Source organism: Nocardia sp. NPDC088792 (genome assembly GCF_044750615.1).
In the GTDB taxonomy this organism is placed as follows: Bacteria; Actinomycetota; Actinomycetes; order Mycobacteriales; family Mycobacteriaceae; genus Nocardia.
In genome coordinates, this window is record NZ_JBIVKC010000002.1 from 79,705 (window position 1) to 99,807 (window position 20,103).

Sequence of the window (20,103 nt, forward strand, 5' to 3'; positions counted from 1 at the left end):
GCAATACGAAAAAAGCGGAGCCGGTGGCCTTTTCGGCCCCCGGCTCCGCTTTGCATTGTCTCCCGTGAGATTACGCGGGCACTTCGCTGCGGTCACCGCTCCACAGCGTGTGGAACTTGCCCTCGGCGTCGATGCGCTCGTAGGTGTGCGCGCCGAAGAAGTCGCGCTGGCCCTGGGTCAGTGCGGCCGGGAGCCGCTCGGCGCGCAGAGCGTCGTAGTAGGACAGCGAGGAGGCGAAGGCCGGCACCGGGATACCCAGCAGGGTCGCGGTGGAGACGACGCGCCGCCAGCTGTCGATGGCGTTCTCGATGGCCGCACGGAAGTACGGGTCGAGGATCAGGCTCGGCAGGGCCGGGTTCTGCGCGTACGCGTCCTTGATGCGGTTGAGGAAGCGGGCGCGGATGATGCAGCCGCCGCGCCAGATGGTGGCGAGGTCGCCGGGGTGCAGGTCCCAGTCGTATTCGGCACTGCCCGCGGCGATCTGGTCGAAGCCCTGCGCGTAGGCGACGATCTTGGACGCGTAGAGGGCCTGCTGGATGTCCTCGGTGAACTGCGCGACATCGGCGGGCTTGGCGGCCAGGGTGCCGGAGGCGAGGCCCTTGGCGGCCTTGCGCTGCGCACGCGAACCGGACAGCGCGCGAGCGAAGACGGCCTCGGCGATACCGGTGACCGGGATGCCGAGATCGAGCGCGGACTTGACCGTCCAGCGGCCGGTGCCCTTCTGCTCGGCGGCGTCGACGATCACGTCGACCAGCGGCTTGCCGGTCTTGGCGTCGACCTGGTTCAGCACCTCGGCGGTGATCTCGACCAGGTAGCTCTCCAGCTCGCCGCTGTTCCACTGGGTGAACACGTCGGCGATCTGCTTGGCGTCGAAGCCGAGCGCGTCGCGGAAGAGGTTGTAGGCCTCGCCGATCAGCTGCATATCGGCGTATTCGATGCCGTTGTGCACCATCTTGACGAAGTGGCCGGAGCCGTCCGGGCCGATGTGGGTGCAGCAGGGTGTGCCGTCGACCTGGGCGGCGATCTTCTCCAGCATGGGGCCGAGGGATTCGTAGGATTCCTTCGGGCCGCCGGGCATGATGGCCGGGCCGTTGAGCGCGCCCTCTTCGCCGCCGGAGATGCCGGCGCCGACGAAGTTCAGCCCGCGCGCCTTCATGGCGGCTTCGCGGCGGATGGTGTCGGTGTAGAGGGAGTTGCCGCCGTCGATGATGATGTCGCCGGGCTCCATGGCATCGGCGAGTTCCTCGATGACGGCGTCGGTCGGGTCGCCGGCCTTCACCATGATGAGGACGCGGCGCGGCTGCTCCAGCGCGGCGACGAATTCCTCGATGGTCTCGGTCCGCACGAAGTCGCCGTCGGTGCCGTGGGCTTCGAGCAGGGCATCGGTCTTGGCGATGCTCCGGTTGTGCAGGGCCACGGTGTAACCGTTCCGGGCAAAGTTACGGGCGATATTGCTGCCCATGACCGCCAGGCCGGTGACGCCGATCTGGGCGCGCGCTTCAGAGGTCGCCATGACGTGCCTCACTCCATTCGACAGGTGTAGTTTGCAGTCCCATTTCTACCCTCTCGCCGTGGCGGCCGGGAAACCGGTATGCCCGGGGCGGTGTGGTCCGCAGGATGCTGCGTCCACCCTCTCACGCTCTCAGATACCGACGAGTCGTTTCGTGAAAGCTGTTGGTGCACAAGCCTTCTCGTTTGCCTGATTCGACCGATCCGTCCTGTGGTGCGTTGTACGATCGCCTATAGGCAGGGCGCCTGAATTCCTCCCCGCGACATTCTCTTTTCGGTCGCGAATCAATTCTGCCGCAATGGGATTCCAGCAGGATCGAAAGGATACGGTCATGTCTAATGCTCGCCCGGATCAGCTGCGGTTGCTCGCTCCCGATCAGGAGGCCGATGCGCTGGCGGTGGTGCACGACCTGCTCACCGGCGATACCAAGGGTGTTCCCCGATATCTCGCCGAAGACATCGCCGCCGTACGGACGCAATCCATGCTCACCGCGGTGAAGATCCCCGGTGCGGGCGGGGTGCAGCTGGATGCGCTGGCCGCCTGGCCGCTGGGTGACGGCCCGCACCCGCTGATCGTGCTGCCCGCCGGCCTGGATCAGAGCGGCTGGAAGATGTACTCCGGCGCCATCATCAGGCTGCTGATGCGCCGCTATGCCGTGGTCGCCTACACCGAGCGCGGCCTCGCCGACTCCGGGGGCGAGCTGACCGTCGCCGGTCCCGAGGACGTCGAGGACGGCGCCGCGGTGATCGACTGGGCGCTGGCCCACCCGCAGATGAAGGTCGACGCCGACAAGGTCGGCATGGCCGGGCTCTCCTACGGCTCGGGCATCAGCCAGCTGGTTGCCAACCGCCATCCAGCGGTCAAAGCCGTTGTCGCCCTGAGCGCCTGGGCCGACCTGGGCGAGGCCCTCTACGACAACCACACGCCACACATCCAGGCCGCCGAGGCCCTGGCCTCGATCAGCGAGCGGCCCAGCGCGGAATTATTGAAGGTCCTGGACGATTTCCGCAACAACACCAATATCGAGGGCGTCCTCGAATACGCGAAACCCCGTTCCCCCGCCCAGGTTCCCGCCGGTGAACAGCGTGCCGTGCCAACCTTTTTCACCACCTACTGGCACGAAACGATTTTTCCCCAGAACCAGCTCCTCGAATACTTCACCCGTTATCCCGGCCCCAAGCGCCTCGACATAGCGGTGGGCGACCACGGCGCCGTCGAAATTCCGGGCGCGCTGCTCGGCGTCTACACCCGCACCACCGAGGCCGCCTACGACTGGTTCGACCACTATCTGCGCGGCGTGGACAACGGCATCGACAAGGACGGCGCCGTCCACACCGAATCCATGTACAGCTTCACCATGTCGACCGCCCCCGACCTGGAATCCTGGTCGAATCCCCTGCGCCGCTATTATTTCCAGGCCCCGAATTCCGAATCCGCCGACGGCACACTCACCACCGAACGCCCGCAGACCTCCACCCAGCGCATCCGGGTGGGCGATCAACATGTGGACGCCGTCAGCGCCCTGATAACGGACGGCTTCCTCGAGCGCCTGCTCATGCCCCGCCGTCAGAAGCTCGCCGACCTGGATCGCGGCGTCGCCGCCGTCTGGACCACCCCGCGCCCCTTCCTCACTCCGCACCACATCGCAGGCATTCCCGAGGTCAGCCTGACGGTAACCCCCGCCACCGAGTCGGCCACCGTCATCGCCTACCTCCTCGACTTCAACCCCTTCACCGGCAACCTGCGCATCATCACGCACGCCGCCGCCTCGGTCCAGAATCAGCAGCCCGACCACCCCACCGACCTCACCTTCCCCCTGAAAGCCACCGACTACCGAATCCCCATCGGCCACAAACTCGCCGTCATCATCGGCACCAAGGACCTCCTCTACCTCTACGACGAATCCGACACCGGCAACACCATCACCCTGACCAACGCCCCGGACACGGCCTACGTGGACATCCCGATCGTCCCCTGATAATTCACAATCCACTGACGGCCCCGTCGGCAACGGCGGGGCCGTCGACATGTCGTCGGCCCAAATTCCGTTGCACCATCAGCCGCGACCATGACACCGTAATCCCATGCCCCACCAGAGCATTGGGATGTCGTCCAACAGGCAAGACAGCGCACTCTGACTGCGCCGATCGAGGTTCGAATCCTCGCATCCCAGCCCGATCGGGCTACCCACCTCGGACCTCGAGATAGACCTAGGGCCTGTATCGAAGTGGTGAGGGTGGGCCTTTGGCCCGCCCTCACTCGTGTCGAAGCCATTGATTGATCGCGGCGATGTGGACGGTGGCCAAGTAGCGGACGGCGAGTTTGTCGTAGCGTGTGGCCACGGCCCGATGTCGTTTGAGCTGGTTGATGCCGCGTTCGACAGCGTTGCGGTCCCGGTAGACGACCTTGTCGAATGCGGGAGGGCGGCCACCGCAGCGGCCGCGCCGACGCCGGTGAGCGGCCTGATCCGACGGAGTCGGGATGGTGGCCCTGATCCCGTGACGACGCAGCCAGTCTCGGTTGGCGCGACTGGAATACGCCTTGTCGGCCAGCACCCGCTCCGGGCGAACCCGGGCTCGACCACCACCGAGTTTCGGCACCGCGATCCCGTCCAGAACAGTCGTGAACTGCGGACTGTCACCGGCTTGGCCGGGAGTGATCAGCAGCGACAACACCCGGCAGCCCTGTTCACAGGCCAGATGCAGCTTCGTCGACCAGCCACCACGCGAGCGGCCCAGCCCGTGATCGGCCGGCTCGGGTTCGCCGACCCCGCCCGGTGGTTCGCTCTGGTCGGCACCCTCGCGGCGGGCGCCGGCCGCGTGCTGATGGGCACGCATGATCGTGGAGTCCACGCTGACCTGCCACCGGATCGAGGCGGCCGCCTCGGCCAATGCCTGCAACAGTTTCAGGATCAGCACCCACACCCCGGCCCGCTGCCAGCGGCGGAACAGCCCGTAAACCGCTGACCAGGAACCATATTCGGCGGGCACGTCCCGCCAGGGGGCACCGACCCGCACGCGCCATCGAATCCCGTCGATGAGCTGCCGTTTCGTCCATGCAGGTGGGCGGCCTGCCTTCTTACCGCGGGGCAACAGCGGCGCCAACCGAGCCCACTGGGCATCGGTCAGGTCCGCGCGCCCCGCCACCGCTACGCTGGTCACGAGGTCTCCGGTTCGGTCTCCGGTTTTGCTTGGTCGCTAAACCGATCTACCGGAGACCTCGCCTATACGCCAACGTGCTCAACGGGTTTCACGAAAGCCTGTGTGGGTGGCACCGCTACACGGCGCCACCCACACATCACTTCGATACAAGCCCTAGTCGTCCGCTAGTTCGACAAGATCGATGGGCCATGGCAGAGCGTCTTCGATCGACTGCCAGCGTGCGCGATCGTGAGTCACTATCTCCCAGTCGAAGTGACGCGCGATGGCGACACAGTGGGCTGCGACATAATCGACGCTCTCGCCAGCTGCCAGTATGTCGGCGAGTTCACTGGTGTCGGTCAGAGTGGACACCCCGGCGAGCGCGATGGCGGCAACGTTGTCGATGACGCCATCGAGCCCCTCGCGCTGCTCTTCGTTCAAGCCTGCCTTTGCAGCGCTCAATGCGAGGGCAGGCACAGCAATGCGAATCTCCCGATCAGCAAGGTGCGCAATCAAACTCGCAGTCAAAAGTGAGCCGTGAGCGTAAGCATGAAGAACTGTGTCGTCGAAAACGTATCCAGTACCCGTCATACCTTGGCCGCCTGCCGCGCGGCGGCGCGGTCGGCGAGCATATCGGCTAGTTTCGCGCCTGCCGCCCAGGCCCTGGGGTCGGCCTTCGCGGCGGCGGTCCGAGTTTCGTACGCATTGCGGGCTCGGACCCGCATCGACTGCACGGCATCCATCAGTCGGTTGAGGGTCTGATCGACGGTTTCGTCGCGGTTGGCGAACTCTGCCAATCGCTCACGCGTGGCCGGGAGAGCCGACAAAGTTGTCTTGGCGCGCTTCGAGTCCTTCTCCTCGACTGTCATGCACTGATCATACCCGGCATGCTCAGGATATTCTGCTCGCCTCATATGAGCTCGGTTCTGGCCGTCCAGCTCTCGTGGAAGGCTCACTGGCGCCTTGGCCCACCACGGTGTTGCGGAGGGTGCCTATGCCGGAGATTTCTACTTCGACGAGGTCGCCGGGGGTCATGGGGCCCACGCCGGCCGGGCTGCCGGTGAGGAGGATGTCGCCGGGCTGGAGGGTGATCCAGCGGGTTATGTAGGCGAGCAGTTCTGCGACATCGAAGACCATGTCGGAGGTCGATTCCTTTTGCACCACTTTGTTGTTGAGGCGGGTAGTTATGCGGAGGGTGGCGGGGTCGGCGACCGTGGTTTCTATCCAGGGGCCGAGGGGGCAGAAGGTGTCGGCGGACTTGGCGCGGGTCCATTGGCCGTCGGCCCGGAAGTCGTGGGCGGTGACGTCGTTGGCGCAGGTGTAGCCGAGGATGTAATCGGCTGCCCGGTCCGGGGGGACCGCGCGGGCGGTGCGGCCTATTACTACTGCTAGTTCGCCCTCGTATTCGAGGCGGGTTACTTCGGCCGGGCGGAGGATCACCGAGTTGGGAGCGCTCACCGCATTGGGGCTCTTCAGGAAGAAGGACGGGTGATCCGGGTGGGGCATGCCCTTTTCGGCGAGTTGGCCGGCGTAGTTGGCGGCGGCGCAGACTATGGTGCGGGGCTCGCAGGGAGGTAGGAGGGCCAGGCCCGACACCGGGCCGACCAGGTCGCCGGGTTCGGTGCTGTCGCTGGGTAATTCGTAGACGTCGTCGCCGATGACGACACCGCGTCCGGGTGGTCCGACGCGTGAATAGCGGACGATTCGCATGGCTGCTCCTTATTACTGTTCGGCGGGGGCGAGGGCGGCGCGGACCAATTCGACGGGGTGCCAGGCGGTTCGGCCGGCGCCGTGGAAGATTTGCTGGCGGCAGGAGACGCCGGTGGCGGCGACGATGGTTTCCTGGGGTTCGGCCGCGAGGGCGGGGAAGAGGCGGTCGCCGCCGACGGTCATGGACATTTCGTAGTGTTCGGCTTCGAAGCCGAAGGAGCCGGCCATGCCGCAGCAGCCGGAGTTGATTTCTTCGACTTCGACGCCGGGGATGCGGCGCAGCAGGGCCATGGTGGCGGCGGTGCCGACTTCGGCTTTCTGGTGGCAGTGGCCGTGATACACGATGCGGCGACCGGAGAGGGAGGAGTCGTCGCGTAGCCGGAGGCGGCCCGCGTCGATGGCCTCGATGAGCAGTTCCTCCACCTGCCGCACTCGGGCCGCGACCTCGTGCACCCATTCCGAATCCGACAGCAGGGCGGTGTGCTCGTCACGCAGCGTGAACAGGCAGGACGGTTCGCAGCCGACGATCGGCGAGCCGGGTTCGGTATTCAGCGCGAGCGATTCGACCAGCCCGGACGCCTTCTGTTTCGCATCATCGAGCAGCCCCTTGGACATGCTCGACCGCCCGCAGCAACCGCCGCTCGCGAGCTCGACCCGCCACCCGGCCCGCTCCAGCAGTTCGATGGCCGCCTGCCCGATATGCGGTTCGGTGAACGTGGTGAACGAATCCGCCAGCCAGTTCACGGTGCCGAGCGGCGCGGGGCTCATGGCCACGGCCTGCTGATGCCGACGGAACCAGCGCAGCAGGTTCTTCCGGGTGAAGACGGGCAGCGGGCGCTCCGCGGTGATGCCGACCTGCTTCTCCATGATGCGGCGCAGAAACCCGATGCGGCCCGGCAGATTCGAGATCGGCGCGGTTGCCGACCCCAGCCGGTTCAATGTCCGGATCGACCCGAAAATCCTGGAGCGGAAAGGTATTCCGTGAATCTCATGGTGATGCGCCAGCGTCTCCGCCTTCAGCGCCGCCATGTCCACGCTCATCGGGCATTCGTTCTTGCACGCCTTGCACATCAGGCACAGATCGAGGATCTCGTGCAGTCGTTCCCCGCCCAGCGCCGAATGCGGATCCGGTTCGGACAGCGCCTTCACCAGCGCGTTCGCCCGCCCCCGCGTGGCATGTTCCTCGTTCAGGGTCGCCTGATACGACGGGCACATGACCCCGGACCCGGCCTTGCGGCACAGTCCGATATTCATGCACCGGTCGGCCGCGCCGCGCATACCGCCGACCACTTCGAAGTTCAGTGTGGTCTGTAGTAAGGGTGCGGGCGGCAGCATATCGCGGTCGCGCAGGTTCTCGGTCATGGACGGCGCGTCGACGATCTTGCCCGGGTTCATGATGTTGCCGGGATCGAAGAGCCGCTTGACCTTTCGCATGGCCTCGTACAGCTCGGGCCCGAAGATCTCGCGGTTGAATTCGCTGCGCGCCAGCCCATCGCCGTGTTCGCTGGAGTTCACGCCGCCGTATTCGGCCACCAGATCCTTGACCGCCTCGGCGACGGCCCGCATCTTGGCCACTTCCTCGGGTTTGGTGAGGTCGACGAACGGCCGGATGTGCAGGCAGCCCACCGAGCAGTGCCCGTAGAACCCGGCCTCCAGCTGGTGGTCGTCGAGAATCTGCTTGAACCGCTCGGTGTATTCGGCGAGGTGCACCGGATCCACCGCGGTGTCCTCGACGAAGGCGAGCGGCCGTCGAGTGCCCTCCCCCGCCGCCATGAGCAGCCCGAGGCTGGACTTGCGGACCTTCAGCAGCGCCGTCTGATCGGCGGGGGTCACCGCACGCAGCGTGTGATACCCGTGCCCGTTCTGCTGCCACAGCCGTTCCAGCCGATCGAGTTCGGCGACCAGCGCCGCCTCATCGTCACCGCTGAAGGACACGAACAGCAGCGCGCCCGGATCGCCGACGAGGATCTCCCCGAGCGAGGCGTACTCGATCTGCTTGCGCGACAGTTCGAGAATGGTCCGATCCATCAACTCGACCTGAGCCGGTTCGCAACTGAGCGCGTCGGTGGTCGCGGCAATGGCGCTGGGCGTGTCGGTGAAGTGCCCGACCGCATACACGGTGCGAGCGGGCTTGGGCACCAGCGACACCAGCGCGTGGGTCACCACCAGCAGCGTCCCCTCCGCGCCGACCACGAATTTGGCCAGATCGAACGGCTTCCGATGCCCGAACCCGGCGAGCCGATCGAGGCGATACCCGCCGGCCCGCCGCCAGAAGATCGGCATCCCGGCCTCGATGGCCTGCTCGCTGTCCCGCACCAGCTGCGGAAGTTCCTGGTAGATCCGCCCTTCCAGCGACTGTTCGGCGGACCGCACGAGCCGCTCGGCCTCGTTGACGGGTTCCAGCCGGGCGCGCGAACCATCGGAGAGAATGACATCCAGCGCCAGCACGTGATCGATGGTCATGCCGTAGGTCAGCGACCCGCTGCCCGCGGAATTGTTCCCGATCATGCCGCCGATGGTGGCCCGGTTACTGGTCGAGGTGTCGGGCCCGAACATGAGCCCGTGCGCGCCCGCGGCCTTGTTGAGCTGATCCTGCACCACCCCGACCTCGACGAGCGCGGTGCGGGCGACCGGATCGAGTTCGAGGATCCGGTTCATGTGCCGGGACAGATCCAGCACCAGCCCGGGCCCGATGGTCTGCCCCGCGAGACTCGTCCCCGCCCCGCGCGCCACGATCGGAACACCCAGCGCCGCACAGGCTTCCACCGCCGCCGCGACATCCCCGGCATGCCGGGGGAACGCGACGCCCAGTGGCATCATCGAGTACATGCTGGCGTCCCGGGAGAAGATGTGCCGGCTGTAGTCGTCGAACGCGACATCGCCGTCCATGCCGGTGCGCAGTGCGCTCTCCAGCAGTGCGGCAAGTGTTTCCGGGTCGTCCACTTCGGTTTCGCTCAGGGAGAAGGTCATCACGAATCCTCTTCGAGTCGTTGGGTTTTCGCGGGTGTCGCGGTGGGCCGGCCGGTCGCCCGCGCGGGCGGCGGGTGCGGCGGCCGGGTGGTCGGCCGCCGCGGGGTGACCTGGAATCAGGCCGGGGAGGGATCGGACAAGGGTCGTCCTGTCACCGTTTCCGGCTCGGCGACAAGGACAGGGTTGGTGGCGGCCCGCAACTGTTTTCGCAGCGTCAGCACGAGCAGCGCCGCGACGCCGAAGACGATTCCGAAGAACGCCTGGGTGAGCGCGTATCCGCCGCCGCTGATCTGGCTGAGCCACCCGCCGACGTAGGGCCCGACAAAGCTGCCGAGATTGCCGACACCATTGATGAGTCCCATGCCCGCGCCGGCCGCGGCCACCGGCGTGAGTTTGGTGACGGTCGCCCAGAACGGCCCGTACCAGGCGATGGAGGCCGCCGTGCCGAGGATCAGGGCGATCAGCACCAGCCATTTCTGGTGTGCCGAAACGAAACTCGCGCCGACGAGGATGATGCAGGCGGAGCCGAGCACCAGCGACATGTGTTTGATGTGCCCGCCGCGTTTGTCGGCCGACCGGCCCACCAGGATGATGGCGGCGCCCGCCGCGATCTGCGGCAGAATGGCGACCAGACCCACCGAGAGATCGCTGTGGAACGCCTTTTTGAGCACGCTGGGCAGCCACAGCGTGAGCCCGAGCAGGCCCATCTGCGTGAGCGTGTAGATGAGCGCGAAGTGCCACACGATCTTGCTGGTGAAGGCGGCTTTGAAGGTGCCGTGGTGTTCGAGCGGCTCGCCTTCTTCGAGCCGGGATCGTTCGATGTACTCCCGTTCGGCCGGTGACAGCCATTTGGCCTTGGCGGGTGTGTCACGCACGACCGCCAGCCACGCGATGAGCCCGACCACCAGCGGCCCGCCGCCCTGGATGATGAACATCCACCGCCAGTCGAAGTAGGTCAGGATGACGCCGGAGAAGGGTGCGGCCACGATCGCCGCGATCGGCGTGTACAACTTGAATATCGCGAAGGCCCGGCCTCTTTCGGCGAACGGGAACCAGTTGCGAATGGTGGCCATGAGCGCGGGCTGCACGCCGCCCTCGGCGACGCCGAGGAGGAACCGGGCGAGGAGCAGCTGGCCGACGCTGTGGGTGAAGCCGGAGGCCATGGCGGCAATACTCCACAGCACCATCAGAATCGCGATCCACTGTCTGGCACTCCAGCGTTCGGCGATATAGCCGCCGGGAATCTGCAACAGCAGATATCCCCAGAAGAAAATGCCGCTGGCCAGACCTTGCTGGGACTTGCTGAGATGCATATCGGTTTCGAGGTGCGGTAGCGCGAAACTGATATTGGTCCTGTCGACATAACAGATGACGTAAATGAATACGACGATCGGCAGGATGTATGTCCAGCGCTTCATTTCGGACAAGCGCCGGACCGGGGACGTCCGATCGGACATGGTAAATCCTTAGATTTAGGGTGCGCGCAGTACCTCGAGTGCGGCCTGCAGGCCGGCGGGATCGATGTCCACACCCGCTAGTTCGAGCCCCATTTGGACGCCGGAGAGAGTTCCGGCCAGCGCCAGATCATTGAAATGGCCGAGGTGGCCGATGCGGAACACCCGGCCGGCGAGTTTGCCGAGTCCGGTGCCGAGGGACATGTCGAAGCGGTCCAGGATGATGCGGCGCACCTTGTCGGCGTCGTGTTCCTCGCCGACGAGCACGGCGGTGAGAACGCCGGAGTATTCGCGCTCGTTCGCGCACAGCACCTCGAGGCCCCAGCCGCGGACGGCGGCGCGGGTGGCCTCGGCATGCCGCTGGTGCCGGGCGAAGACGTTCGGCAGCCCTTCCTCATCGAGCATGATGAGGGCCTCGCGCAGCCCGAACAGCATGTTGGTGGCGGGCGTGTGCGGGTAGAAACCGCGCTCGTTGTCCCGCAGCATGGGCGCCCAATCCCAGTAGGACCTGGGCATTGTCGCGTGCGCGGAGGCGGCGAGGGCCTTATCGCTGATGGCATTGAAGCCCAGGCCGGGCGGCAGCATGAGCCCCTTCTGCGAGCAGCCGATCGTCACGTCCACACCCCAGTCGTCGTGGCGGTAGTCGATGGACCCGAGCGAGGAGATGGTGTCGACGAACAGCAGCGCGGGGTGGTCGGCCTCGTCGATGGCGGCGCGGATCTCCGGAATCCGGCTGGTGACGCCGGTGGAGGTTTCGTTGTGCACCACCATGACGGCCTTGATGCCGTGCTCGGTGTCGGCGGCGAGGTGTTCGGCGACGGCGGCCGGGTCGGCGCCGTGCCGCCAGTCGCCGGGCACGAATTCGACCGTCAGGCCGAGCTTCAGCGCCATATCGCGCCACAGGGTCGCGAAATGTCCTGTCTCGAACGCCAATACGCGATCGCCGGGCGAGAGGGTATTGACCAGGGCGGCTTCCCAGGCGCCGGTTCCGGAACCGGCATAGATGACAACGGGATTGGCGGTGCCGAATACCGGTTTGACCCGCTGCAGCAGATCGAGTGTGAATTCGCCGAATTCGGGGCCGCGGTGATCGATAGTGGGTTGTGCAATGGCGTGGAGCACGCGGTCCGGGACGTTGGTGGGACCGGGAATCTGCAGAAAGTGTCGTCCGCTGTGGGCGGTCATCAGACTTGTTTCCATTCTGTGCCGTGAGGTGGCACACTGTTCCGTGAGAAGGTGCAGCAAGGTTAGGGATGTGTGACGAAGGAGTCAAGGCTTTGCGAAATGTATTGAATACCTTGCGAGTATTGGAAGAAGTCGCCGCGCGGCAACCGGTCGGCGTAGGCGAATTGGCCCGAATCCTGGACATGCCGAAGAGCACCGTGCAACGCGCACTGGTGACCCTCGACGAGGCGGGCTGGATACGCCCGGCGAGCGGGGAGATCACCCGCTGGGCACTGACCACGAAGGCGCTGGCCGTGGGCAGTCGCGCCGGCGGCGACCTGGGCCTGCGCGGCGCCGCACTGCCGATCATGGAGGACCTGCGCAGGCGTACGGAGGAGACGATCCATCTGACCGTTCCCGAGGACGGCAAGATGGTGCTGATCGAGCGGCTGGAGACGGACAAGCCGGTGCGCACCAATATGGCGCTGGGACATTCACTGCCGCTGCACGCCTCCGCCAACGGGAAAGCCGTACTCGCGCACAGCAATCCAGAGGCGCTCAGGCAGCTACTGGCCGACGAACTCCCGCGCTATACGGACACCACGATCACCGATCCGGGCGAGCTGCGCGCCGAACTGGCCGACATCCGCGAGCGCGGGTACGCGGTCAATCGCGGGGAATGGCGTTCGGACGTGGGCGCGGTCGCCGCGGTGGTGCTGGGCGCGGACGGGCAGCCCATCGCCAGCTTGAGCGTGAACATTCCGTTCAGCCGGCTCACCGCGGAATCGGAGCCGGGTTTCGCCGCGGCGGTGAGCGCGGCCGCGGCGGCGCTCACCGCCCGGATGAGGTGAGCCGTCCGCACGTGCGGACGGCTCGGAGCCGGAACCCTCAGTCCAGCAGGGCGATTGCGGTGGGCGCGTCGGCGGCGCCCGCCGCGAGCTCCTCGAACTCGACGATATTGTCGATCTCGAGGCCCATGGACACATTGGTCACCCGCTCGAGGATGCATTCGACGACCACCGGCACCCGGAACTCGGCGATCAGCTTCTTCGCCTCCTCCAGCGCGGGACCGATGCGGTCGGGCTCGAACACGCGAATCGCCTTGCAGCCCAGCCCTTCCGCCACCTTGAGGTGGTCGACGCCGTAGCCGTTGACCTCCGGGCTGTTGATGTTCTCGAAGTCCAGCTGCACGTAGTAGTCCATACTGAACGCGCGCTGCGCCTGCCGGATCAGGCCCAGGTACGAATTGTTCACCACCACATGGATGTACGGGATATTGAACTGCGCGCCGACGGCCAACTCCTCGATGAGGAACTGGAAGTCGTAGTCGCCGGACAGGGCGACCACCGTCGAGTCCGGGTCCGCCGTCGCCACGCCGAGCGCGGCGGGCAGCGTCCAGCCCAGCGGCCCCGCCTGCCCGGCATTGATCCAATGCCGCGGCCGGTACACGTGCAGTATCTGCGCGGCCTGAATCTGCGACAGGCCGATGGTGCTGACGTAGCGGACGTCCGGGCCGAAGGCCCGGTTCATCTCCTCGTACACGCGCTGCGGCTTGATGGGCACGTTCTCGAAGTGGGTCTTGCGCTGCCCCACCTGCTTCCGCGCCCGCACTTCCGCGGCCCAGGCGCCGCGATCCGGCAGCGTGCCCGCGGCCCGCTGCTCCCGCGCGACCTCGAGGAACACGCGCAGGGCGGCTCCGGCGTCGGAGGTGATGCCGAAATCGGGGGCGAAGACCCGGCCGATCTGGGTCGGCTCGATATCGACGTGCACGAAAGTGCGTTCCGCGGTGTAGGTTTCGATGCCGCCGGTGTGGCGGTTGGCCCACCGGTTGCCGATGCCCAGCACGAAATCCGATTCCAGCATGGTCTCGTTGCCGTAGCGGTGCGAGGTCTGCAAACCGACCATGCCCGCGTGCAGCGGATGATCATCGGCGATGGCGCCCCAGCCCATCAGCGTGGGCACCACGGGAATCCCTGTCAGCTCCGCGAATTCGACGAGCAGTGCGGCGGCATCGGCATTGACGATGCCGCCACCGGCCACGATCAGGGGCCGGCGCGCGGATGCCAGCATCCCCAGCGCCTTCTCGGCCTGCGCGCGGCTCGCGGCCGGGCGGTGCACCTCGAGCGGCTCGTAGGTGTCGATATCGAATTCGATCTCGGTCTGCTGCACATCGATCGGGAGATCGATGAGCACCGGGCCGGGACGGCCGGAACGCATGAGGTGGAACGCCTTCTGGAAGCTGCCCGGCACCTGTGCGGCCTCCAGCACGGTCACCGCCCACTTGGCGACCGGCGCGGCGATCGAGGCGATGTCGACGGCCTGGAAGTCCTCCTTGTGCAGCTTGGCCACCGGCGCCTGCCCGGTGATGCACAGGATCGGAATGGAATCCGCACTGGCGGAATACAATCCGGTGATCATATCGGTGCCGGCCGGACCTGAGGTGCCGACGCAGATGCCGATGTTCCCCGCTGCCGCGCGGGTGTAGCCCTCGGCCATGTGCGAGGCGGCCTCGACGTGGCGGGCCAGCACGTGCTTGATCCCGCCGTGCGCCTTCATGGCGCTGTAGAACGGGTTGATCGCGGCGCCCGGCAGGCCGAAAGCCTGTGTAGCGCCTTCTTTTTCGAGAATCAGGACCGCGGCATCGACCGCGCGCATCCGAGCCATGGTCAGTTCTCCTTCTCCGCGCGCCCACTCAGGCGCTCCACCCCGCGCAGCAGGGCACTGTGGTCGAGTCCGCCGTCGCCGTTCGCCTTGGCCGAAGCCATCAATTGCGCGACCAGCGCGCCGAGCGGAACGACGACACCGGCTTCACGCGCCGCCGCCGTCACGATCCCCAAATCCTTGTGGTGCAGGTCGATCCGGAATCCGGGGGTGAAGGAGCGCGAGAGCATATTGCCCTGCTTCTGGTCCAGCACCTTCGATCCGGCGAGCCCGCCGCCCAGCACGCGCAGGGCCGCCTCGGTATCCACGCCGTACGCCTCGAGGAACACCACGGCCTCGGACAGGGCCTGGATATTGGCCGCCACGATGAGCTGATTGGCCGCCTTGACCGTCTGCCCGGAACCGCTGGGGCCCACGTGCACAACGGTTTTGCCGACGGCGTCGAGAATCGGCCGGGCCTCCGCGAAGTCCGCGGCGGCGCCGCCGACCATGATCGACAGCGTGGCCGCGACCGCGCCCGCCTCCCCGCCCGAGACGGGGGCGTCCAGCAGCCGGAAGCCGCGCTGCGCGGCCTGCTTGCCGAGTTCGACGGCGACATCGGGCCGGATGCTGGAGAAGTCGATGATCAGCGCGCCCGCCCGGGCACTGTCGAACACCCCGCCCTCGCCGGCCAGCACGTCCTGCACGTCGGGTGAATCCGGCACCATGAGGCAGATGACCTCGGCGCCCTTGACCGCGTCTGCGATGGAGGCGGCGGCGCGCCCGCCGGCCGCGACCAGTGGCGCGGCCTTGGCCTCGGTGCGTGCGTAGGCGGTGACCTGATGTCCCGCCTTCGCCAGATGAACGGCCATGGGACTACCCATGATCCCTAAGCCGATGAATGCGATGTCCGTCATGAAAAGCCCCTGAAATTCGTTGTGTGCCAGTGGATCAGGCGCCGAGCGCGCGACGCTCGCGCGGTAGCCATTCGAGGCTCTCGGCGGTGGTGCTCGACGGCTTGTACTCGAGGGCGACCCAGCCGCGGTAGCCACGCGCCTCGAGGTCTTCGACCTGACGCTCGAGCGGCAGCTTGCCGGTGCCGGGTTCGCCGCGGCCGGGGCTGTCGGCGATCTGCACGTGTGCGATGCGGCCGGTGTGCTCGGCGATCACCTTGTCGACGTCGTCGCCGTTGACCGCGAGGTGGTAGAGGTCCGCCAGCAGTCCGATGTTCTCCGCGCCGGAGTGCCGCTGCACCCGGTCGATGACCGCGAGCACGTCGGCGGCGGTCTTCAGTGGATAGCTGTCGATGCCGCTGACCGGTTCCACCAGGATCCAGCCGCCGATGCGCGCTACCGCATCGGCCGCGAACGCGTAGTTCGCCACGGCCAGTTCGTCCTGCCGCTCCGGCGTGCTGTCCGGGCGCCGGTTGCCGTAGAGCACATTGAACTGCGGGCAGCCCAGTTGCTCGGCAATGCCGACGGTGATCGCGGTGCTGTCCTTGAATTCCTGTTCCCGGCCCACCCAGGAGGTGAGGCCGCGGTCGCCGGCAGGCATATTGCCGACGGCGAAGTTGAGGCCCACCACGGCGACTCCGGCGTCCCGCACGGATGCGACGAACTCGTCCACCTGCTTGTCGCCGGGGACCGAGGTATCGAACGGCCACCAGAATTCGACGGCCCGGAATCCGGCGCGCGCCGCCGCCCCGGCCCGCTCGAGCAGCGGCAGTTCCGTGAACAGGATCGAGCAGTTGACGGCGTACCGAAGCGAATGGCCCACAGTTCCTCCAGTTTTCCATAATGCGGAAAAAGAATTCCTCTATGCGGAACATGCTAATTTCCCAGGTCAATACCAGTCAAGGGATCGGTAATCCGGCCGGTCGCAGCCGCCGAACATCACAATCGGACATGGCCGAATGTGACAGTTATCCGTCATTGCGGACACACCCGGCGGGCAAGAGGATAGGTGACATGCCATCCAGCCATCGCGTCATCATCGCGGTCTTCCCGGACGTCGACCTGCTCGACGTCACCGGGCCCGCCGAAGTGTTCGCGCTGGCCAACCGGGAGAGCGGCGGGCAAGCCGGCTACGACGTGCGGCTGGCCGGGCCCGGCGGCGGGCCGGTGACCACGTCCGCGGGCGTGCGGTTGCTGACCGACCTCGCCTTCGACGACCTCGACGGGCCGATCGACACGTTGATCGTGCCGGGCGCGGTGAATCTTGCACCGTCCGGACCGGTCGCGCGCATCGACGACGAGGTGGTCGCCTGGCTGCGGCGGGTCGCCCCGCGCACCGGCCGCCTCGCTTCCGTCTGCGTGGGAGCGCATCTCCTGGCAGCGGCCGGACTGCTGGACGGCCGCACCGCGACCACGCACTGGTCCACCGCCGATCAGCTGGCTGCCGAGCATCCGGAGATAGCGGTCGACCCCGATCCGATCTTCGTCCGATCCGGGCGGGTCTGGACCGGCGCCGGCATCAGCGCCTGCCTCGATCTGTCCCTCGCGCTGGTGGCCGAGGACCACGGCGAAGACCTCGCCCTCGCCGTCGCGCGGCAGCTGGTCGTCTATCTGCGCAGGCAGGGCGGTCAGAGCCAGTTCAGCGTGCCCCTGAGCTGGCCCGCCCCCGCCCGGCGCGATATCGACGAATTACGCCTCTACATAGGCGAACACCTCGACGCCGACCTGTCCACCGCCACACTCGCCGCCCGAATGTGCTTGAGCGAACGACATTTCACGCGGGTCTTCCGGCAGGAAATGGGCGCCACGGTGGCCGCCTACGTCGAGGCCGCCCGTGTCGAAGCCGCGCGCCGCCTCCTCGAAACCACCGATCATCCCCTGCTCCAGATCGCCCGCACGGTCGGCCTCGGCTCGGTGGAAACCCTGCACCGAGCCTTCCACCGCCAACTGGCCACCGGCCCCGGCGCTTACCGCCGCCGCTTCCGCACCACTGTCTGACCCGACCTGAAACAGCCTGACCCAACCTGAACAGAAGGAAGAGTAATGACGACTGCCTCGACCACCCTTCGCAGTGTGATCGGTCTCGACAACCAGCTCCCCCGGCTGGCCGACGCCACCGTGATCCTGATCGACTTCCAGAACACCTACCGCACAGGCGTTATGGCGCTCCCCGAGGCCGACGCCGCGATCGCCGCCGGCGCTCGCCTGCTGGCCGCCGCCCGCGCGCTGTCCCGGCCGATCATCCACGTCGTCAATGACGGCGGCCCGGGCACTCCCTACGACATCCGAGCCGAAATCGGTTCCATCAGTGCGGAACTCGCCCCGATCGCCGATGAGCCGACCGTGATCAAGCAGTTCCCCAACGCTTTCCACGAGACCGACCTGCAAGACACCCTGCAGCGGCTCGACGCCGGCCCGGATCTCATCCTGGCGGGATTCATGACCCACATGTGCGTAACCTTCACCGCCCAAGGCGCTTTCAACCTCGGCTACCGCCCCACCGTCCTCGCCGAAGCCACCGCCACCCGCCCCCTCGAAGGCCCGGACGGCACGGTTCTCACGCCCGCCGCCCTGCAGGCCGCCGCCCTCACCACCATTTCCGACCTTTTCGGCCTCGTCGCCCCTGCTCTCGACGACCTGCTGAACTGAAAACCACTGGTTATCGGGCGACGATCACCGATACAGTGCCCGGCATGACACGTTTGAATCAGATTGTCGCCGTAGAGAAAGGGATCAAGTCCCGGACCTTCTCCGAACTCACCGAGGCCCATCACCAGCTGGGAAAGAATCCACTGCTGAGCGGCATTTCGCGCACCTATCGCCCGAAGGACGAGGAGGGTGAGCAGTTGCCGCCCGAGTCGACCCGGGTGCAGGTGAAGTCGGAGGAGGTATTGAAGGCTACCGCCGACATTCTGACCAAACTGTTCGACGTTGTCGCCACCAAGGATTGGGCGAACTGCACGGCCAAGGCCGATGTGGTGGTGGACGGGCGCACGCTGGTGAAGGATGCGCCGGTCACCTATCTGCTGTTCCTGGAGAAGCAGCTCGTGGACCTGCACACCTTCGTCCGCAAACTGCCGGTGCTGGACGCGTCCGAGTCGTGGGAATACGACGCCTCCGCCGACTGCTACGCCACCGAGCCGGTGCAGACCGTGCGCACCAAGAAGATTCCGCGCAATCACGTGAAAGCCGAAGCGACGGAGAAGCATCCGGCGCAGGTCGAGGTGTATCACGAGGATGTGGTGGTCGGCTTCTGGCGGACCATCAAGTTCTCCGGCGCGCTGCCCGCCAAGCGCGTCAACGAGCTCGCCGAACGCGTCGAAAAGCTGCAGCACGCAGTGAAATTCGCGCGCGAGGAGGCCAATAATGCCGAGATCACGCAGCTGCACACGGGCGCGGAGATCTTCGGATATTTGTTTGGCTGAACCGGGCGGCGCCGACTACAGTCGGTAATGCGCAAGGAGCGCAAGCTGAAACAGAAGTTCAATGTGACGGCCGCCGTGCAACAGCACGGCACAGCAGGCCATCAAACTCACATTATCGCTCCAGTTTCAGTATTCGCCGCCGATCGCCGAATCGAGAGAACGGATTGTCAGCCTGGAGGTTGCGGGTTCAACTCCCGCCGGCTCAGCCACCAATGGGCCGTAGCTCAATCGCAGAGCGCCAGGTTAACTTGAAACTGAACCCGTTCTTAAACGTGTCGGCGTGCCGCAAATGGGCGGACACCGAGGCCCTGGGGCAGGCTAGACCCCAGGGCTTCCTCCTTTCGACCACCCGGCATCACTCCGGAACAGACTGCTGCCCTGCGGAATTCGTCGCTGCGATCGCCGCACCGAGCGCGGCGCCGCCCTCGAACAAAGCCCGGGATCGTGCTTCGATACTCGCGCCCCGGGCGGCCAGGCCCGCCATGACGGCCTCCCACCGCCGTTCCCCTCGCAACTGCGGCATCAATTCCCGCAATTGGGTGATGCGGTAGCCTGCCGAGCGCAGCTGGTGCACGATCCGCGCATCGCGGACATCCTCTGGGGCGTATCTGCGCGCGGCCCGGCTGCCGCCCCGGCTCGGCACCACCAAACCCTCTGCGTCCCAATGCCGTAACGCGGAGGACCGCACGCCGAGCGCATTCGCCAGCTCGGAAATGCTCATATCGTCCGACCGCCGCACATCCGCGATGGGTTCGTCCGCGATCACCCGGGCAGCCGTCGTCGCGAATTCCAGATCACGCCGCTCCTGATCGAGCCGGGCATGCGCCGCGTCGAGCAGCGCGAGCATCCCCGAGCCCGGAAGCGTATGTGCCGCCCGCATGATCTTCCTGGCCTCGACCGGACCCGCTCCGGCGGCGAGACTTCCGTAGGCACGCGCCGACAACACATGGGACTCGTCGTACACCCGATACCCCGCATCGGTTCGCACCGCCGGAGGCAGCACCCCCGCCTGCTCCAGATTGCGTATCTGCTGCACCGAGTACCCGGCCAGCCGCGCGACATCGACGGTGCGTAAATGCCCCGAGTTGCGACTTCCCACGCCTCCACCTCCCGTCTCGAGGGAAAAGTCCACACAAG

17 protein-coding genes and 1 tRNA gene are annotated in these 20,103 nt (G+C 66.5%); 6 read left to right on the forward strand and 12 right to left on the reverse strand.

All coding sequences use genetic code 11. From position 1 onward, the window contains the following. Positions 1-70: 70 nt before the first annotated feature. Positions 71-1,513, reverse strand: a complete 1,443-nt coding sequence (gene gndA, locus ACIP5Y_RS09725) for an NADP-dependent phosphogluconate dehydrogenase (RefSeq protein WP_400349315.1) — start codon at positions 1,511-1,513, stop codon at positions 71-73. Positions 1,514-1,841: 328 nt separating this feature from the next. Here gndA and ACIP5Y_RS09730 point away from each other — a divergent pair, with 328 nt between their 5' ends. Together ACIP5Y_RS09730 and ACIP5Y_RS09735 are read left to right on the forward strand one after the other, a co-directional pair. Then, positions 1,842-3,488, forward strand: a complete 1,647-nt coding sequence (locus ACIP5Y_RS09730) for a CocE/NonD family hydrolase (protein WP_400349316.1) — start codon at positions 1,842-1,844, stop codon at positions 3,486-3,488. Between the two features lie 123 nt (positions 3,489-3,611). Then, a tRNA-Gln gene (locus ACIP5Y_RS09735) sits at positions 3,612-3,683 on the forward strand. Positions 3,684-3,765: 82 nt separating this feature from the next. On the opposite strand, the gene ACIP5Y_RS09740 is transcribed toward ACIP5Y_RS09735, so the two are convergent. The 7 genes from ACIP5Y_RS09740 to ACIP5Y_RS09770 all read right to left on the reverse strand — a co-directional run bounded on the left by ACIP5Y_RS09740 (position 3,766) and on the right by ACIP5Y_RS09770 (position 11,969). After that, a complete protein-coding gene (locus ACIP5Y_RS09740) occupies positions 3,766-4,671 on the reverse strand; it encodes an IS5 family transposase (RefSeq protein WP_400349317.1) in 906 nt (301 codons plus the stop codon). A 153-nt stretch (positions 4,672-4,824) separates the two neighbouring features. Continuing rightward, positions 4,825-5,241: a hypothetical protein gene (locus ACIP5Y_RS09745; protein WP_400349319.1), complete on the reverse strand. Its 417-nt coding sequence runs from the start codon at positions 5,239-5,241 to the stop codon at positions 4,825-4,827. Further along, positions 5,238-5,519 carry a hypothetical protein gene (locus ACIP5Y_RS09750; protein WP_400349321.1) on the reverse strand — a complete coding sequence of 94 codons (282 nt, stop codon included), beginning with the start codon at positions 5,517-5,519 and terminating at the stop codon, positions 5,238-5,240. The genes ACIP5Y_RS09745 and ACIP5Y_RS09750 overlap by 4 nt, the downstream gene beginning before the upstream one ends. 22 nt (positions 5,520-5,541) lie before the next feature. Then, entirely contained in the window at positions 5,542-6,360 is an 819-nt protein-coding gene (locus ACIP5Y_RS09755) for a fumarylacetoacetate hydrolase family protein (protein WP_400349322.1), read from the reverse strand. A 12-nt stretch (positions 6,361-6,372) separates the two neighbouring features. Continuing rightward, positions 6,373-9,330, reverse strand: coding sequence for an FAD-binding and (Fe-S)-binding domain-containing protein (locus tag ACIP5Y_RS09760; protein ID WP_400349324.1), 2,958 nt, complete (start codon positions 9,328-9,330; stop codon positions 6,373-6,375). A 116-nt stretch (positions 9,331-9,446) separates the two neighbouring features. Next, the gene (locus ACIP5Y_RS09765) at positions 9,447-10,787 is read right to left on the reverse strand and encodes an MFS transporter (protein WP_400349326.1); all 1,341 of its coding nucleotides are present in this window, start codon (positions 10,785-10,787) and stop codon (positions 9,447-9,449) included. A gap of 15 nt (positions 10,788-10,802) precedes the next feature. Then, complete coding sequence (locus ACIP5Y_RS09770) at positions 10,803-11,969, reverse strand: pyridoxal-phosphate-dependent aminotransferase family protein (RefSeq protein WP_400349328.1); 1,167 nt, start codon at positions 11,967-11,969, stop codon at positions 10,803-10,805. Between the two features lie 92 nt (positions 11,970-12,061). On the opposite strand from ACIP5Y_RS09770, the gene ACIP5Y_RS09775 reads away from it, so the two are divergent. Next, the gene (locus ACIP5Y_RS09775; RefSeq protein WP_400349330.1) at positions 12,062-12,799 is read left to right on the forward strand and encodes an IclR family transcriptional regulator; all 738 of its coding nucleotides are present in this window, start codon (positions 12,062-12,064) and stop codon (positions 12,797-12,799) included. Positions 12,800-12,836: 37 nt separating this feature from the next. On the opposite strand, the gene gcl is transcribed toward ACIP5Y_RS09775, so the two are convergent. Genes gcl through ACIP5Y_RS09790 form a run of 3 tightly spaced genes read right to left on the reverse strand, consistent with a single transcriptional unit; the run spans position 12,837 to position 16,364 of the window. Further along, a complete protein-coding gene (gene gcl, locus ACIP5Y_RS09780) occupies positions 12,837-14,612 on the reverse strand; it encodes a glyoxylate carboligase (RefSeq protein ID WP_400349332.1) in 1,776 nt (591 codons plus the stop codon). Between the two features lie 2 nt (positions 14,613-14,614). Next, positions 14,615-15,505 (reverse strand): 2-hydroxy-3-oxopropionate reductase, encoded by an 891-nt coding sequence (locus ACIP5Y_RS09785; protein ID WP_400349334.1) that lies wholly within the window; start codon positions 15,503-15,505, stop codon positions 14,615-14,617. A gap of 34 nt (positions 15,506-15,539) precedes the next feature. Beyond that, positions 15,540-16,364, reverse strand: a complete 825-nt coding sequence (locus tag ACIP5Y_RS09790; RefSeq protein WP_400349336.1) for a hydroxypyruvate isomerase family protein — start codon at positions 16,362-16,364, stop codon at positions 15,540-15,542. 191 nt (positions 16,365-16,555) lie between these two features. Here ACIP5Y_RS09790 and ACIP5Y_RS09795 point away from each other — a divergent pair, with 191 nt between their 5' ends. From ACIP5Y_RS09795 to ACIP5Y_RS09805, 3 genes are read left to right on the forward strand one after another with little or no spacing between them, the layout of a single operon-like run. Next, the gene (locus ACIP5Y_RS09795; protein ID WP_400349337.1) at positions 16,556-17,539 is read left to right on the forward strand and encodes a GlxA family transcriptional regulator; all 984 of its coding nucleotides are present in this window, start codon (positions 16,556-16,558) and stop codon (positions 17,537-17,539) included. A 45-nt stretch (positions 17,540-17,584) separates the two neighbouring features. Continuing rightward, positions 17,585-18,190: an isochorismatase family protein gene (locus ACIP5Y_RS09800; RefSeq protein WP_400349339.1), complete on the forward strand. Its 606-nt coding sequence runs from the start codon at positions 17,585-17,587 to the stop codon at positions 18,188-18,190. 44 nt (positions 18,191-18,234) lie between these two features. Beyond that, entirely contained in the window at positions 18,235-18,966 is a 732-nt protein-coding gene (locus ACIP5Y_RS09805; protein ID WP_400349341.1) for a hypothetical protein, read from the forward strand. Positions 18,967-19,321: 355 nt separating this feature from the next. On the opposite strand, the gene ACIP5Y_RS09810 is transcribed toward ACIP5Y_RS09805, so the two are convergent. Next, complete coding sequence (locus ACIP5Y_RS09810; RefSeq protein ID WP_400349343.1) at positions 19,322-20,065, reverse strand: MerR family transcriptional regulator; 744 nt, start codon at positions 20,063-20,065, stop codon at positions 19,322-19,324. Positions 20,066-20,103: the final 38 nt, after the last annotated feature.